At 73.4% G+C, this 15,899-nt stretch carries 15 protein-coding genes; 10 read left to right on the top strand and 5 right to left on the bottom strand.

Annotated elements, in window-relative coordinates; translation table 11 throughout:
- Positions 1–15: 15 nt before the first annotated feature.
- On the bottom strand, positions 16–1,419 hold the full coding sequence (locus FHU30_RS23755) for a cytochrome P450 (protein WP_253878753.1): 1,404 nt from the start codon (positions 1,417–1,419) through the stop codon (positions 16–18).
- A gap of 274 nt (positions 1,420–1,693) precedes the next feature.
- Between FHU30_RS23755 and FHU30_RS23750 the strand changes: the two genes are divergently transcribed.
- Both FHU30_RS23750 and FHU30_RS23745 read left to right on the top strand, forming a co-directional pair.
- Positions 1,694–2,488 (top strand): aldo/keto reductase, encoded by a 795-nt coding sequence (locus tag FHU30_RS23750; protein WP_253878897.1) that lies wholly within the window; start codon positions 1,694–1,696, stop codon positions 2,486–2,488.
- 221 nt (positions 2,489–2,709) lie between these two features.
- Positions 2,710–3,855, top strand: a complete 1,146-nt coding sequence (locus FHU30_RS23745) for a glycerophosphodiester phosphodiesterase (RefSeq protein ID WP_253878752.1) — start codon at positions 2,710–2,712, stop codon at positions 3,853–3,855.
- Between the two features lie 10 nt (positions 3,856–3,865).
- Here FHU30_RS23745 and FHU30_RS23740 read toward each other — a convergent pair whose 3' ends face one another.
- Entirely contained in the window at positions 3,866–4,495 is a 630-nt protein-coding gene (locus tag FHU30_RS23740) for a GNAT family N-acetyltransferase (RefSeq protein ID WP_253878751.1), read from the bottom strand.
- A 100-nt stretch (positions 4,496–4,595) separates the two neighbouring features.
- On the opposite strand from FHU30_RS23740, the gene FHU30_RS23735 reads away from it, so the two are divergent.
- Positions 4,596–4,808, top strand: coding sequence for a hypothetical protein (locus FHU30_RS23735; protein WP_253878750.1), 213 nt, complete (start codon positions 4,596–4,598; stop codon positions 4,806–4,808).
- Here FHU30_RS23735 and FHU30_RS23730 read toward each other — a convergent pair.
- Positions 4,795–6,177: an FAD/NAD(P)-binding protein gene (locus tag FHU30_RS23730; protein ID WP_253878749.1), complete on the bottom strand. Its 1,383-nt coding sequence runs from the start codon at positions 6,175–6,177 to the stop codon at positions 4,795–4,797. The genes FHU30_RS23735 and FHU30_RS23730 overlap by 14 nt on opposite strands.
- 150 nt (positions 6,178–6,327) lie before the next feature.
- On the opposite strand from FHU30_RS23730, the gene FHU30_RS23725 reads away from it, so the two are divergent.
- From FHU30_RS23725 to FHU30_RS23705, 5 genes are all read left to right on the top strand, one after another.
- The gene (locus FHU30_RS23725) at positions 6,328–7,455 is read left to right on the top strand and encodes a helix-turn-helix domain-containing protein (RefSeq protein ID WP_253878748.1); all 1,128 of its coding nucleotides are present in this window, start codon (positions 6,328–6,330) and stop codon (positions 7,453–7,455) included.
- Between the two features lie 97 nt (positions 7,456–7,552).
- Positions 7,553–8,632 carry a LacI family DNA-binding transcriptional regulator gene (locus FHU30_RS23720; RefSeq protein WP_253878747.1) on the top strand — a complete coding sequence of 360 codons (1,080 nt, stop codon included), beginning with the start codon at positions 7,553–7,555 and terminating at the stop codon, positions 8,630–8,632.
- Entirely contained in the window at positions 8,629–10,155 is a 1,527-nt protein-coding gene (locus tag FHU30_RS23715; RefSeq protein ID WP_253878746.1) for a sugar ABC transporter ATP-binding protein, read from the top strand. Before FHU30_RS23720 ends, FHU30_RS23715 begins: the two co-directional genes overlap by 4 nt.
- Positions 10,152–12,095: an ABC transporter permease/substrate-binding protein gene (locus FHU30_RS23710; protein ID WP_253878745.1), complete on the top strand. Its 1,944-nt coding sequence runs from the start codon at positions 10,152–10,154 to the stop codon at positions 12,093–12,095. The genes FHU30_RS23715 and FHU30_RS23710 overlap by 4 nt, the downstream gene beginning before the upstream one ends.
- A 46-nt stretch (positions 12,096–12,141) precedes the next feature.
- Complete coding sequence (locus FHU30_RS23705; protein ID WP_253878744.1) at positions 12,142–13,044, top strand: ribokinase; 903 nt, start codon at positions 12,142–12,144, stop codon at positions 13,042–13,044.
- On the opposite strand, the gene FHU30_RS23700 is transcribed toward FHU30_RS23705, so the two are convergent.
- Positions 13,011–13,604: a DedA family protein gene (locus FHU30_RS23700; protein ID WP_253878743.1), complete on the bottom strand. Its 594-nt coding sequence runs from the start codon at positions 13,602–13,604 to the stop codon at positions 13,011–13,013. The genes FHU30_RS23705 and FHU30_RS23700 overlap by 34 nt on opposite strands.
- A 53-nt stretch (positions 13,605–13,657) precedes the next feature.
- Positions 13,658–14,092, bottom strand: a complete 435-nt coding sequence (locus FHU30_RS47190; protein WP_253878742.1) for a PH domain-containing protein — start codon at positions 14,090–14,092, stop codon at positions 13,658–13,660.
- A 60-nt stretch (positions 14,093–14,152) separates the two neighbouring features.
- On the opposite strand from FHU30_RS47190, the gene FHU30_RS23690 reads away from it, so the two are divergent.
- Together FHU30_RS23690 and FHU30_RS23685 are read left to right on the top strand one after the other, a co-directional pair.
- Positions 14,153–14,647, top strand: coding sequence for an LURP-one-related/scramblase family protein (locus FHU30_RS23690; RefSeq protein ID WP_253878741.1), 495 nt, complete (start codon positions 14,153–14,155; stop codon positions 14,645–14,647).
- A gap of 134 nt (positions 14,648–14,781) precedes the next feature.
- The gene (locus tag FHU30_RS23685) at positions 14,782–15,708 is read left to right on the top strand and encodes a Ppx/GppA phosphatase family protein (protein WP_253878740.1); all 927 of its coding nucleotides are present in this window, start codon (positions 14,782–14,784) and stop codon (positions 15,706–15,708) included.
- The last annotated feature ends 191 nt before the right edge of the window (positions 15,709–15,899 follow it).

Genomic DNA, 15,899 nt, shown 5'->3' with positions numbered 1-15,899 from the left:
ACGTCGCGAACGCGGTCACGCGGCGGCGGCGCCCGCCCGTGGATAGGCGATGACCAGGCCGGACTTGGCGGGCGCGAGCGTGACGTTCTTGAGCCGCCGCTTCTCGTCCTCCGGATTGGCCGCCATGAGCGTCACGCGGCGTAGCACTTCCGCGAGGACGACGCGCATCTCCAGCAGGGCGAGCTGAGCGCCCGCGCAGTAGCGGCGGCCGCCGCCGAACGGGATCCACGAGCGGTTCGCGCGCGCGACGTCCTCGGCCGACGATTCCCCCACGATGAAACGTTCCGGACGGAACACCTCCGGCGACGGGAACGCCTCCGGGTCGCTCAGTACCAGCGGCACCGACGCCGACAGGTACCAGCCCGCCGGGATCTCGTAGCCGCCGACCTTCGCCGTCTCGTCCAGCAGCCGCGGCGCGCCGAGCACGACCGGACGCGCGCGCAGGCCCTCCTTGACGACCGCGTCCAGGTAGGACGTCTCGCCGCGCGCCGCCTGCGTCCCGGCGGCGATGTCGGCGACCAGCGCGTCCATCGCCGATGGTGTCCGGACGAGCCGCTCGAACGTCCAGGTCAGCGCGGTCGCGGTGGTCTCGTGCCCGGCGACCAGCAGCGTCATCAGCTCGTCCCGGATCTCCCGGGCGGTGAGCGGCTCGCCGTCCTCGTCCCGTGAGGCGACCAGCTGCGACAGCACGTCCGCGGCCTCGGCGCAGGGCTCGGCGCGGCGGCGCGCGATCTCGTCGTAGAGGATCGCGTCCACCTCGTCCCGGGCGCGGACGTAGCGGGTGGTGGGCAGCGCGCCCGCGCGCAGCAGCAGCGGCGAGCTGAGCGCGCGCTCGCGGGCGTTCGGCGGGATCCGGACGAGCGCGGCCGAACCGGCGAGGCGCATCAGCCGGGGGAGCAGCGTGCGCAGCGCGCCGAGCCGCCGCGCGTCCTCGATGCCGAACACCACCCGCATGATGACCTCGAGGGTGATGCGTTCCATCGCGGGCCGTACGGGCATGGCCGTGCCGACCGGCCAGCGCGCCGCCTCGGCGGCGGCGATGTCGGCGATCCGGTCCCGCCAGGCGGCGACCGCGCGGCCGTGCAGCGGCGGGCTGACCAGGCGGCGGTGCCGCCACCACGGCTCGCCGTCCAGGCAGAGAAGCGACTGCTCGCCGACCAGCGGGCCGATGAACGCGCGCCGCATCTCGCCCGCGCGGCCCGGCCCGCCGTCGGTGGCGAAGACCTCCTCGGCCAGCTCGGCGGTCGCGACGCAGACCTCGGGCGGCAGCCCCGGGTAGCGCAGGCTGAAGACCGGCCCGAACCGGCGCCGGCCCGCCTCGTAGAAGCCCAGCGGATCGGCCATCAGCCAGGCGACCTGGGCCGCGGGAGGCAGGCGGAAACCTGGGGGCACGTTGCTCGAACGCACGGTGGCGGACATGGCGGGGCTCCTGTACGGGGTGGCGGGTCTTTCGATCGTGCCAAGCCGCTCAGGTGCGTCACATCGTGGTAAACCCCGACATCTTTCCGGGGCCCGCCTTCCGGGCATGATCCGGGGGTCGGATAGAACGGCAGGGAGACGGACGCGCGGAGAACCGCCACGCGCGAGGAAGCGCCACGCGCGGAACCGTCACGCGCAGAGAACCGACCGTCACGCGCACAGAACTGGGGGAACCGTGACCGTACCGAACGTTCGGCTCAACAACGGCGTCGAGATGCCGCAGCTCGGCTTCGGGGTCTGGCAGGTCGCCGACGACGAGGCCGAGAAGGCCGTCGGCACCGCGCTGACCACCGGCTACCGGAGCATCGACACGGCGCAGGCGTACGAGAACGAGACCGGCACCGGGCGCGCGCTGAGCGAGTCCGGCCTGTCCCGGGACGAGCTGTTCGTCACCACCAAGCTCTGGAACGCCGACCAGGGCCACGACTCCACGCTGCGCGCCTTCGAGGCCAGCATGGAGCGGCTCGGCCTGGACGTCCTGGACCTGTACCTGATCCACTGGCCGATGCCGTCGCGCGGCACCTACCTGGACACCTGGCGGGCCTTCGAGAAGCTCTACAAGGACGGCCGGATCCGCGCGATCGGCGTCTCCAACTTCACCGTCGGCGCGCTGGAGCGGCTGTTCGCCGAGACCGACGTCAAGCCGGTGGTGAACCAGATCGAGCTGCACCCCTACTTCCAGCAGGGCGAGCTGCGCGCCTTCAACGCCGCGCACGACATCCGCACCGAGGCGTGGAGCCCGCTCGGCCAGGGCAAGGGCCTGCTGGACGAGCCCGCGCTCGCCGGGATCGGCGCCGCGCACGGCAAGACCGCGGCGCAGGTGGTGCTCCGCTGGCACATCCAGCTCGGCAACATCGTCATCCCGAAGTCGGTCACGCCGTCCCGGATCGCGGAGAACTTCGACGTGTTCGACTTCGAGCTGACCGAGGACGACATGGACGCGATCGCGCGGATGAACCAGAACAAGCGGATCGGCCCCGACCCGGCCACCTTCGACTGGATGGGCTGACGCGCGGGTGGAGGCACCCCGTCCGGCCTGGTGGCGGACGGGGTGTTCTCGTGCGCCCCGTCCGCGTTCATCCGCCGGGCGGGCAAGGTTGGCCCGGCCGTCACCGGCCGGTTCCGGGCCCGGCCCCTCTCCGGCCGGTACCTTCCGGGCGACCCCGACGCGCGGACCCGCGGACGTCCCGCGACACCTCCCCGCGCGTCCCCCGAAGGGAGCCCGACCCGATGATCCGTCGAGCCCGAGTCCTCGCCGCCGCGGCGGTGCTGGCGCCGGTCGCCGCCCTCGCCGCCGCGACGCTGCCGGCCGCGTCCCCGGCGCCCGGCCCGTCCGCCGAGGCCGCCCCCGCCCTGACCGCCGCCCGCGGACCGCTGATCCTCGGCCACCGCGGCGCGCCCGGCTACCGCCCCGAGCACACCGAGGGCTCCTACGAGCTGGCCGTCCGTATGGGCGCGGACTTCATCGAGCCCGACCTGGTGCCGACCAAGGACGGCCAGCTCGTCGTCCGGCACGAGAACGAGATCGGCGGCACGACCGACGTCGCGTCCCACCCGGAGTTCGCGAACCGCAAGACCACCAAGACGGTCGACGGCACGAAGATCACCGGCTGGTTCACCGAGGACTTCACCCTCGCCGAGCTGAAGACGCTGCGCGCCGCCGAGCGGCTGCCCGACATCCGGCAGCACAACACCCTCTACAACGGCCGCTACCAGGTGCTGACCCTCCAGGAGGTCATCGACCTGGCCAAGCGGTTCACCCGCGAGTACCACCGCAAGATCGGGATCGTGCCCGAGACCAAGCACCCGACCTACTTCCGGTCGATCGGGCTGCCGCTGGAGAACACCCTCATCGCCACGCTGAAGCGCAACCACTTCGACCAGGGCGGCCGGACGGTCGTCCAGTCGTTCGAGCCGTCCAGCCTGCGGATCCTGCACCGCGCGCTGCCGCACGTGACCGTGCTCCAGTGCATCTCCAACACCGGCTCGCCGTACGACACGACCGCGACCGGCTCCGGCCCGACCTTCGCCGACATGACCAAGCCCGCGGGCCTGAAGACCGTGCGTGAATACGCGGACTGGATCGGTCCGGAGAAGACCCTCGTCATCCCGCCGAAGGCGGACGGCTCGCTCGGCACCCCCGGTCCACTCGTCGCCGACGCGCACCGCGCGGGGCTCAAGGTCGTCCCGTACACCTTCCGCAACGAGAACCAGTTCCTGCCGACCGACCTGCGCAACGGCACCAAGCCCGGTGACTACGGGAACGTGTTCAAGGAGTATGAGGCGTACTTCAAGGCGGGCATCGACGGCATGTTCAGCGACAACTCCGACACCGCCTACCGCGCCCGCCAGGACTTCCTCGGCGAGCGCTCCTGACCGCCGCTGACTAGCCGGCTTCGGGGTCCCGCCACATGAGCCACACCGGCGGGGCCCCTTTGCCCGGCATCTGGAGTTCCTTCGTCACGCGGAACCCGAACTTCTCGTAGTACGGGACGTTGCTCTCCTTGGACGACTCCAGATACGCGGGCATCCGCGCCTCGTCGCAGCGGGCGAGGCGCGAACGCAGCAGGACCGTCCCGAGGCCGTTGCCCTGCGCCTGCGGGTCGGTGCCGAGGAACGCCAGGTACCAGTGCGGTTCCTTCGGATGCTCGCCCTCGACGCGCCCGAGCGCCCGCATCGCCGCGGGCAGGCGCGTCCCGAACGCGCGCATGAGCGGAATGGCCTGGCGCGCCTGCGCGGTCAGCGGCACCCGCCAGCTGCCCGGCGGATCCCAGAGCGCGGCGGCCTCGATGTCGGCGAACCGCCCGGCGTGCTCGCTCGCGCCGTGGCCCAGGTGGACCTCGCGGAGCAGGATCGTGAAGGCCGCCGCCAGCCGCCTGGGCCGGGACGCCTCGTCCGGCAGCATCCAGCTCCACACCGGGTCGTCCTCGAACGCGCGCGCGAGGACGGCCGCGATCCGATCGACGTCGGACGCCTCCGCCACCCGCGCCGTGGGCGACGCTTCCGGACCCGCCATGGCGAACCTCCCAGGGGATCCGCCGATCATCGACCGGCCCGGGCCGTCCGGTCAACCCCCGAATCATGACTCTATGTACTGGATCAGTAGCATAGCGTGCATGGAGGAATGGACAGGTCCGGACGGTCTGCGCGTCACGGCCGTCCCGCTGGACGGCTCGCACCGCGCCTGGGCCGACTTCGCGGGCGTCCCGGCCGACGCCGACTCGGCCTTCCTGGTCACCCGCGAAGGACGCCCGGTCGGCCGCGGCTGGTACGCGAGCGTCGCCGACCTCTCCGAGTCGGTCGACCTCGCCACCCTCACCCCTGCGTAAGCGCGCGAGCGGCGTTCGCGGCCGTGTTCACCACCTCGGGGATGCCCGAGGTCAGGAACGGCCGTCCGCCATGCAGATCGCCGACCACATGCACGCGCGGATCGGACGGCACGATCCCGCCGTCCGGATGCGTCGCCGCCAGCCCGGCGCCGAGCAGCGCCTCAACGAGCCCGACGGCGGCCTTCGGCACGGACCCGGGCGGAGGGTTCACGGCGTTCACGACCACTTCCGCGTGCCGCGTCCCGCCCTCACACCGCACGTCGAACCCGGACGGCGCCGCGACGATCTCCTTGACGCCGCCCACCGAGTCGAGCTGCCCCGACTCGAAGAGTTCCGCCATGCGCACGCCGTTCACCGGGACCATCGGCGACGCCAGCGAGACCGCCAGCCGCGAGTGCCTCCGCAGCGTCGCCCGGTCCGATTCGGGCAGCAGCGGCCAGGCGTGCGGCATGACGTTGTGGCACGCCTGCTGGAGGAGCCGCCGGGCCTGCAAGGGCGTGTCCACGAGGTCCACCTGGCGGCGCAGCCGCAGTCCTGGATCATCGGTGAGGGCGGCCCGCAGATCGGCCTCGATCTCACCGATGTCCTCGCCGATTTCCTCCAGTTCGGCGCGGAACAGGTCGTGCAGCTTGGCGAGCGTGACGTCCGCACCCATCACCCGGACCGCGTCCGCATTGAGGTATTTGGGCTGATAGCCGCCCGGCCGCTGCCAGACATGCGGCAGCATGCCGCCGCGCGACACCAGCGAGATCGGCCCGGCGTGCCCGCGCGCGCCCAGCGAGACGGCGACGTCCACGGCGGTCAGCCGGCTCCCGATGATCACCACGGACGCGTCCGCGCCGACGCCTTCCAAGGTCCGGGCCAGCGGGTACGGGTCGCCGATGTATCCCGGCGCCCCGTCCAGCCCGTACGGATCGCCCGGGGTTCCGGAACCGACGCAGAGCACGACGCGATCAGCCTGGTACTCGCGCCCGCCCTCGGTGCGAACCCGCAGGTCACGCGTCGTTCCGACGACCCGTTCGGGCACCAGCCGGACGTTCCCGCCGGCCATCGCCTTCCCGGCGGTCTCCTCCAGGTACTCGCCGTACATGGCGCGCGGGACCAGCGGCGCGCCCATCAGCGGATCGAAGAACCGCGCGCCGCGCTCGCCCAGCCAGGTCGCGTAGTGCTCGCGGTCGTCGTGCCGCACCGACATCAGCATGGGCGGGACGTTCACCAGGACGCTGTCCAGATCGGCCGCGTACGGCCGCCCCCGCCAGGGGTGCGGCGACGGGTCGAAGACCGTGATGTCGTGCCCTTCGCCAGATCGGGCCAGGGCGTCCAGCAGCCCGACGGCCGCCGGGCCCGCTCCGATGATCGCGATTCGCATTGTCGTTCCTCTCAGCCTCGCTCGGACCGTGCGTCGAGCCTCGCGGCCGTCGCGGCGCGCCGGTACGCCCCGCCCGGGGTGTCCCGCGCGCGCCGCACCCCCTCGTTCGGGGGGTGGTGGCGCGGGCACGGGCCGGGCAGGCTGATCATCATGCCGTCCGATCCGAGTCCTGCCGCCGCGGCGGCCGAACGCGCCGCCGCACGCGCCGCGGGCCCGCTCGACCTGTTCGGGCGCGTGTCGTCCCGGCTGCGGCCGCTGCTGCGCTTCGACGCCGCCGTCTGGACGGCGAGCGACCCCGAGACCGGGCTGGTCACCGCGCCGATGCTGGTCGAGGGCCTCGGCGGCGGCGACCGGTGCGCCGCCTACTGGGAGAGCGAGCTGCTGGACGAGAACGTCCTGCCCTTCCGCGACCTCGCCCGGGCGGGCGTCCCGGCGGCCGGGTTGCGGGCCGCGACCGGCGGGGCGCCCGCGCGCAGCGCGCGGTTCCGGGCCGTGCTCGGCGACCAGGGAGTCCACGACGAGCTGCGCGCCGTGCTGCGGATCGGGAACCGGCCGTGGGGCCTGGTCAGCCTGTTCCGGACGGGCCGGGCCGAGGAGTTCGGGCCGTCCGATGTGGCGCTGCTGGCCGGGTTGTCGGGCCCGCTGGCGAGGCGGTTGCGAGGCTTCGCCCGTCCGGACGGGGCTGTCGGGTCGTCCCGTCCGGACGGGGCTGCCGGGGCGTCCGGGCCTTCCGGGCCGGGGCTGGTGCTGTTCGACGAGCGCGGCGAGGCGACCTCGGCCAACGCCGAGGCCCGCGCGTACCTGGACGTCCTGCCGGACGGGCCGCTCGTGCCGTCCCGCCTCGGGCTGCGGCTGCCGATCTGGGCGGTCGGCGCGGCGCTCCAGGCGCGGGCGGTCGCGCGGGGCCGCGAGCGCGAAGGGGCCGCGCGCACGCGGGTCCGGACCACGGACGGCCGGTGGCTGGTGTGCCACGCGTCCTGCCTGGACGGCCCGGACGGCACGCCCGGGCCGGTCGCGCTGGTGATCGAGCCGGCGTCCGCCGCCGACCTGGGCGTCATGATCGCCGAGGCGTACGGGCTGACCCCGCGCGAGCTCCAGGTCGCCCAGTTCGTCGCGCGCGGGCTGTCCACCGGGCCGGTCGCGGAGGCTCTGGTGATCTCGCCGCACACGGTGCGCGGCCACCTCAAGGCGGTGTTCGCCAAGGTCGGCGTCTCCAGCCGCGGCGAGCTGACGGCGCGGCTGTTCGCCGAGCGGTACCGGCCCGCGGCCGGACGGTAAGTAGATCTTTGGGGTTTTGCGGGAAGAAGAGGAGTGGTGTAATCGTTTACACGGCAGGATGTAAACGATTATATCGACTCGGGAGGGGGTGCGGGCCTTGGCGGAGGGCAAAGCGAGCGTCAAGGACGTGGCGCGCGTGGCCGGGGTCTCGGTCGCCACGGTCTCGCGCGTGCTGAACGACAGCGCGACGGTGTCGGCGGAGAGCCGGGCCCGCGTGCTGGCCGCCGTCGAGCGGCTCGGGTACCGGCGCAACGCGGTCGCGCGGTCGCTGCGCACCGCGGCGACCGGCACGATCGGGCTGGTCATCGGCGACATCCTCAACCCGTTCTTCACCGAGCTGGCGCGCGCCGTCGAGGACGAGGCGCGCGCCGCCGGGTACGCGGTCGTGATCGGCAACGCCGACGAGCGGCCGGACCGCCAGGACGACTACGTGCGCACCCTGCTGGAGCGCCGCGTGGACGGCCTGCTGCTGTGCCCCACCGCCGAGGTGACGCCGCTGGTCCGCGACACCGTCGCGTCCGGGACGCCGGTGGTGTTCCTGGACCGCACGCTGCCCGGCCTCGACGTCCCGACCGTCCGGGCGGACGGCGCGGACGCGATCGACGAGCTGGTCGGCCACCTGCTGCGGCTGGGCCGCCGGCGCCTGGCGTTCGTGTCCGGCCCCGCGATCCTGTCCACCGGCCGCGAGCGCACCGACGCGTTCGCCGCCGCGCTCGCCCGCCGGGGGCAGCCGGTGCGGCCCGAGTACCTGGAGGCGGGCGACTTCCAGGCGGCGAGCGGGCGCGCCGCGCTCGCCCGCCTGCTCGACCTGCCCGAACCGCCGGACGCCGTGGTCGCCGGGGACAACCTGATGGCCCTCGGCGCGCTGGACGAGATCCGCGCGCGCGGGCTGTCCATCCCGGGGGACGTCGCGCTCGCCTCCTACGACGACGTGCCCTGGTTCCCGCATCTCGACCCGCCGCTGACCGCGATCGCCCAGCCCGTCCAGGAACTGGGCAGGAGCGCCGTGCGCGCCCTGACCGACCGGGTGGAAGGGCGCGAGGTCGAGCAGGTCACGCTCCGCGCGCGGCTGGTCGTCCGCGGCTCGTGCGGCGAGCCCATGACGCGACGACATCCGGACGCACGCGACACAGGCCACGGGGACGGAACGAACGACGAAGGGAGCGTGACCGCATGAGCACCCTGGAATCCGGGGAGATCCTGCGCGTGCGGGGCCTGCGCAAGGGGTTCCCCGGCGTGCAGGCACTGGACGGGGTCGACTTCGACCTGCGTCCGGGCGAGGTGCACGTGCTGCTCGGCGAGAACGGCGCCGGGAAGAGCACGCTGATCAAGACCCTTTCCGGCGCGCACCGTCCGGACGAGGGCACGATCGAGGTGGACGGCGAGCCGGTGCGGATCCGGTCGGCGCAGGACGCCGCGGCGCTCGGCATCGCGACGATCTACCAGGAGTTCAACCTCGTCCCCGAGCTGACCGTCGCCGAGAACCTGTTCCTCGGCCGCCCGCCACGCCGGTTCGGACTGGTCGACAAGCGGGCGATGAACGCGCGGGCGCGCGAGCTGCTCGCCCGCGTCGGCGTGGACGTCGAGCCGACCGCCCGGATGGGCGACCTCGGCATCGCCCGCGCGCAGATGGTCGAGATCGCCAAGGCGCTCGGCCTGGACGCGCGCATCCTGATCATGGACGAGCCGACCGCCGTGCTGACCACCGGCGAGGTGGACCGGCTGTTCGAGATCGTCCGCACGCTGCGCGGCCAGGGCGTCGCGGTCGTGTTCATCACCCACCACCTGGAGGAGATCCCGCGCGTCGGGGACCGGGTGACGGTGCTGCGCGACGGCCGCTCGGTCGGCGAGGTCCCGGCGGACACCGCCGAGCGCGAGCTGGTCCGGCTGATGGTCGGCCGCTCGATCGAGCAGCAGTACCCGCGCGAGCGCACCGAGCCGGGACCCGTCCTGCTCCAGGTCAGGGGCCTTGGACGCGCGGGCGTCTTCGAGGACGTCTCGTTCGAGGTCCGGGCCGGTGAGGTCGTGGGCCTGGCCGGGCTGGTCGGCGCGGGGCGGACCGAGGTCGCGCGGGCGCTGTTCGGCGCGGACCGCTACGACACCGGCGAGGTCGTCGTGGACGGCGAGCGGCTGCCGGCCGGGTCGGTCCACGCGGCCCGCGAGGCGGGGCTCGGCCTGGTCCCCGAGGACCGCAAGGGCCAGGGCCTGGTGCTCGGCGCGGACGTCGGCGAGAACCTCGGCCTGGTCACCCTCGGCGCGGACAGCCGCGGCGGCCTGGTGGAACGCTCCAAGCACCGGGCCGAGGCGGCCGGGATGGCGGACCGCCTCGGCGTGCGGATGAGCGGCCTCGGCCAGGAGGTCCGCACGCTGTCCGGCGGCAACCAGCAGAAGGTCGTCATCGGCAAGTGGCTGCTCGCCGACGCCCGGGTGCTCGTCCTGGACGAGCCGACCCGCGGTGTCGACGTCGGCGCGAAGGTCGAGATCTACCAGCTGATCAACCGGCTCACCGCGGCCGGCCGGGCCGTCCTGATGATCTCCAGCGACCTGCCCGAGGTGCTGGGGATGAGCGACCGGGTGCTGGTGATGGCCCGCGGCCGGATCGCGGGCGAGCTGCCCGCGGCCGAGGCCACCCAGGACGCGGTGATGGCGCTCGCCGTGGCGAGCGCTCCGGAGAACTCCCAGAAGGACGCACAGTCATGAGCACCACCACGCCGCGCGCGACGCGGCAGAGCAACGACACGCCGGGCGCCGTCCGGCGCTTCCTCGGGGAGAACGGGGCGCTGGCCGGCCTGGTCGTGCTGGTCGTCGTCCTGGCCCTGATGTCCGGCGACTTCCTGACCGTCACCAACCTGCTGAACGTGGGCGTCCAGGCGGCCGTGACCGCCATCCTCGCGTTCGGCGTCACCTTCGTCATCGTCACCGGCGGCATCGACCTGTCGGTGGGCGCGGTCGCCGCGCTCTCCGCCGTCGTGCTCGCCTGGACGGCCACCGACCACGGCGTGCCCTGGCCGATAGCGCTCGTCCTGGCGATCCTGGTCGGTATCGCCGCCGGGCTCGTGAACGGCCTGCTGATCACCTACGGGCAGCTGCCGCCGTTCATCGCGACGCTCGCGATGCTCGGCGTGGCGCGCGGCCTGGCGCTGGTGATCTCCGACGGCAGCCCGATTCCGCTGCCGTCCGCCGTCACCCACCTCGGCGACACGATCGGCAAGTACCTGCCAGTGCCCGTGCTGGTCATGCTCGCGATGGGCGTGCTCACCGCCGTCATCCTGGCGCGCACCTACTCCGGGCGCGCGATGTACGCGATCGGCGGCAACGAGGAGGCCGCGCGGCTGTCCGGCATCCGGGTGGACCGGCAGAAGCTCGCCACCTACGCCCTGTCCGGCGCGTTCGCGGCCGTCGCGGGCGTCGTGCTCGCCTCCCGGCTCGCCTCGGCGCAGCCGCAGGCCGCCAACGGCTACGAGCTGGACGCCATCGCCGCCGTCGTCATCGGCGGCGCGAGCCTGGCGGGCGGCAAGGGCCGCGCGTTCGGCACCCTGGTCGGCGCGCTGATCCTCGCCGTCCTGCGCAACGGGCTGAACCTGCTCTCGGTCTCGGCGTTCTGGCAGCAGGTCGTGATCGGTGTCGTGATCGCGCTGGCCGTCCTGCTGGACACCGTCCGGCGGCGGGGGCTGAACCTGTCGTCCCGCAAGGCGTGGGCCGGGGGGATCGTCGCGCTGGCGGCGGTCGTCGCGATCGCGGTCGGCGTCGCGTCCACCGGTGACAGGTCGGGCTCCGGCGTCGCGGGCGGTGCGCACAAGAACATCAAGATCGGCCTGTCGGTCTCGACGCTGAACAACCCGTTCTTCGTCCAGTTCCGGGACGGCGCGCAGGAGGAGGCCCGCAAGGAGGGCGTCTCGCTGACCGTCCAGGACGCGCAGAACGACGCGTCGCAGCAGGTCAACCAGGTGCAGAACTACAGCAGCCAGGGCATGAAGGCGATCGTCATCAACCCGGTCGACTCCGATGCCGCGGCTCCGGCCGTCCAGGCAGCGAACCGGGCGGACATCCCGGTCGTCGCCGCCGACCGCACCGTGAACAAGGCGAAGCTGGCGCAGTTCGTGGCGTCCGACAACATCGCGGGCGGCAAGGACGCGGCCAAGGCCCTCGCCGACTCGCTCGGCGGGCACGGCAAGATCGTGATCATCCAGGGCCAGCCGGGCACCTCGGCGTCCCGCGAGCGCGGCCAGGGCTTCCTGGCGGGCATCGCGCAGTACCCGGGCATCCAGGTCGTGGCCAAGCAGCCCGCCGACTTCGACCGGACCAAGGGCCTGGACGTCATGACCAACCTGCTCCAGTCGCACCCCGACGTGAACGGCGTGTTCGCCGAGAACGACGAGATGGCGCTCGGCGCGATCAAGGCGCTCGGCTCCAAGGCGGGCGCGCAGGTCAAGGTCGTCGGCTTCGACGGCACGCCGGACGGCATCAAGGCCGTCAAGGACGGCACGCTCACCGCGACCGTCGCCCAGCAGCCCCGGCTGCTCGGCCAGATGGCCGTGCGGAGCGCGGTGAAGGCGGCCCGCGGTGAGAAGATCGATCCGACGAACGCGGTGCCGGTGAAGGTCGCGACGCGCGCCAACGCCGACCAGTTCACGGGCTGAGCGAGATCACGGGCTGACGGGTTCACGGGCTGAGCGAGGGGGAGCGATGGCGCACGAGGTGGTCGTGGTGGGGTCGGTGAACGCCGACCTGGTCGTCCGGGTCGACCGGCGGCCCGGGCCGGGCGAGACGGTGCTCGGGTCCGACCTCGCCACGCTGCCCGGCGGCAAGGGCGCGAACCAGGCCGTCGCCGCCGGCCGGCTCGGCGGCCGGGTCGCCATCCTCGCCCGCACCGGCGACGACGGCCACGGCACGCTGCTGCGCGGCGCGCTCGACGCCGCCGGGGTGGACGTGTCCCGCCTGCTGGTGTCGGAGGGGCCGTCCGGGGTCGCGCTGATCACGGTCGGCCCGGACAGCGACAACAGCATCATCGTGTCGCCGGGCGCGAACGGGCGGCTCACCGAGCACGACGTCCTCGCCGCCCGGGACGTGATCGGCGCGGCGAAGGTCGTGTCGCTCCAGCTGGAGATCCCGCAACCGACCGTGGTGTGCGCCGCCCGCGCGGCGGCGGACGCCGGGGCGCGCGTGGTGCTCAACCTGTCGCCCGCGGTGGCCGTCCCGTCCGACCTGCTCGCGCTCGCCGACCCGCTGGTGGTCAACGAGCACGAGGCCGCGTTCCTGCTGCCGGGGCGCGAGGCGTCCGACGAGCCGGAGACGCTCGCCACGGCGCTGCTGGAGCTCGGCCCGAAGTCGGTCGTGATCACCCGCGGCCCCGACGGCGCGCTCGTCGGCACCCCCGACGGCACCGCGTCCGTCCCGTCGCCGCGGGTCGAGCCGGTCGACACGACCGGGGCCGGGGACGCCTTCACCGCCGCCCTCTGCCTGCGGCTCGCGCGCGGCGACGACCTGGAGACCGCGGCCCGGTTCGCGGCCCGCGTCGGCGCGGCGGCCGTGCTGGGGGAGGGCGCGCAGTCCTCCTACCCGGCGGAGGGCGACGAGCTGCCCTCCTGATCGACGGCAACGCCCGCGGAGGCGGTTCCGGCTTCGTCCGGGGCCGCCTCCGCGGCGTTCTGCGCGGCGTTCTGCGTGGCGTTTTTTGCGCGGGACGTTCTCGCGCGTCGCCGCCAGACCACCAGCGAGGCGACGACGGCGGCCAGCAGGACGGTCAGGCCGGCCGCGAGCAGCGGGGACTCACGGAACACCTTCAACCAGCCCCAGACGACCGCGTAGCCGCCGACCACCCAGGGCGGCGTCCACAGGGCCGCGCCGATCGCGGACGCCAGCGTGAACCGTGGCAGCGGCATCCTCGACACCCCGGCCATGATCGGGATCGCGTGCCGGACCCCGGCGATCCAGTGCGCGGCGACGACCGCGAGGAGCCCGCGCCGCGCGACCGTCGCCTCGACCCTTCGCAGCCGTTCCTCGCCGATCCGCCGCCCGACGCGGGAGGTGTACACGCGCGGCCCCACGCCGCGTCCGATCCAGTAGTAGACCTGGCCGCGCACGAAGATGATCAGTACGGCGACCAGCACGCCCAGCCACAGCGGCATGCCCCAGAAGCTGTCTCGCACGGTCGGGCGTCCTCGATTCGGTCGGCGGTGTCTGATCCGAATGTTAGGTGACCCTAAGCCGTGGGGTGGGGCTCCATTTCGGCCAGGGTCTCGGCGACGTCCCGGACGTCCGCGCCGAGGTCGAACCGGCTCAGCATGATCAGGTCGTCGGCGGTCTCGATCTCCAGCAGGACGGTCTTGCCGAGCAGCCGCTTCCGCTCGTCCACCCGGATCGCCACGACGTCCTGCCAGCCGATCCGCACCTTGCGGGCGTAGCCGCGGACGGCCGTCAGGCCCCTGGCGTCCGCCTCCAGCCGGACCGGAGCGAGCACGTCCCGCAGCGCGAAGACCGCGCCGCCCGCCACCGCGACCCCGATCAGCAGGAGGGCCTGCACGTCGGTGGCGTAGAAGGGCGCCGACACCGCCAGTACGGCCGTCGCCGCGAACTTCAGGACGGTCTGCGGCAGCGGCACCCGCCACCGGGCCCCGGGTTGCGTGTCCTCACTCACGTCCGCCACGGTAGCCGTAGCGGCGAACCCCTCCGCCGCGGGGACGGAGGCAAGGCGGGCATGAAGTTCCTCATTCGCGACCGGGTGTTCGGGATCGGCGAGGATTTCTGGGTCGAGGACGAGCACGGCGAGAAGGCCTTCCTCGTGGACGGCAAGGCGCTGCGGATCCGGCAGACGTTCGAGCTGAAGACCCGCGAGGGCGAGGTCGTGGCGGTCATCCGCAAGAAGCTGATGAGCGTGCACGACGCCATGGTGATCGAGCGCGGCGGCGACAAGATCGCGACCGTGCACAAGAAGCACTTCACGCTGCTGCGCGACCACCTCAAGGTCGACCACGAGGGCGGCGGCGAGTGGACGGTCCGCGGCGACCTGCTCGACAAGGAGTACGGCATCGAGGGCGACGAGGGCCAGGGCCCGGTCGCGCTGATCTCGAAGAAGTGGTTCCGGGTCCGCGACACCTACGCGGTGGACATCGTCGACGGCTACGACATCCCGCTCGTGCTGGCCGTCGCCGTCTGCGTCGACGCGCTGACCGAGGAGAAGCACGACGACTGAGCCGGGGAGGGCCGACCGGCTCGGAGGAGCAGGGCGGTGGGGCAGGGCGGCGGAGCCGGGAAGTGCGGCGACGCGACCGATAGCGTTCGGTGCCTGATTCGGTATCGGCTGTCCGGTCCCTATAGCGTTCGTTCATGCGACTCGGTGTGCTGGACGTGGGCTCCAACACGGTGCATCTGCTCGTGGTGGACGCCCACCGGGGGGCCCGACCCCTGCCCGCCTTCTCCCACAAAGAGGAGATGCGGCTCGCCGCCCACCTCGACGGCGACCGGCTGACCGAGGAGGGCGAGGCGCGGCTGCGCTCGTTCGTCCTGGACGCGCTGCGCATCGCCGAGGACAAGGGCGTGGAGGACCTGGTCGCCTTCGCGACCTCGGCCGTCCGGGAGGCGGCCAACGGCGCCGAGGTGCTGGCCCGGCTGCGCGAGTCGACCGGGGTGGACATCCAGGTGCTGCCCGGCCCGGAGGAGGCGCGGCTGACCTTCCTCGCGGTGCGCCGCTGGTTCGGCTGGTCGTCCGGGCGGCTGCTGGTGATGGACATCGGCGGCGGCTCGCTGGAGCTGGCGGCCGGCATCGACGAGGAGCCGGACGTCGCGATCTCGCTGCCGCTCGGCGTGAGCCGGCTGACCCGCGACCGGTTCGAGTCCGACCCGCCGTCCGCCGAGCGGGTGCGCGAGCTGCGCCGGCACGTCCGCGCCGAGATCGCCCGCCGGGTGGGGGAGATCTCCCGCTACGGGCCGCCGGACCACGCGGTCGCCACGTCCAAGACCTTCCGGCAGCTGGCCCGGATCACCGGCGCCGCGCCGTCCTCGGAGGGGCCGTTCGTGCGGCGCACGCTGCGGCACGCCGACCTCACCGAGTGGGTGGACAAGCTCGCCCGGATGCCCGCCGCCGAGCGCGCCGCGCTGCCGGGCGTGTCCGAGCGGCGCGCCGAGCTGCTGCCCGCGGGCGCCGTCGTCGCGGACGCCGCGATGGACCTGTTCGGGCTGCGCGTCCTCGAAGTGTGCCCGTGGGCGCTGCGCGAGGGCGTCATCCTCCGCCGCCTCGACATGATCACCGGCTGACCCGGCCCCGGACCGTTCCAGCGAGGCCCGCCGCACGCCGCGGGCCTCGCCCGGTGGCGCGCGTGTCGGCCCCCGTGAAGCACATCGCACGGGGGTGGTGGGGCTCGGGTTCATCACTGGCCGCATCCGGACGCGTCACACCGGGCTACCTGCGTCCCTGTGACATAGAACTTTGCCGTTCTTTTGAATAA

This window comes from Actinomadura rupiterrae (genome assembly GCF_024172125.1).
Classification (GTDB): Bacteria; Actinomycetota; Actinomycetes; order Streptosporangiales; family Streptosporangiaceae; genus Spirillospora; species Spirillospora rupiterrae.
Note: the sequence above shows the minus strand (reverse complement) of the source record. Positions and strands in the feature narration are given on the sequence as shown.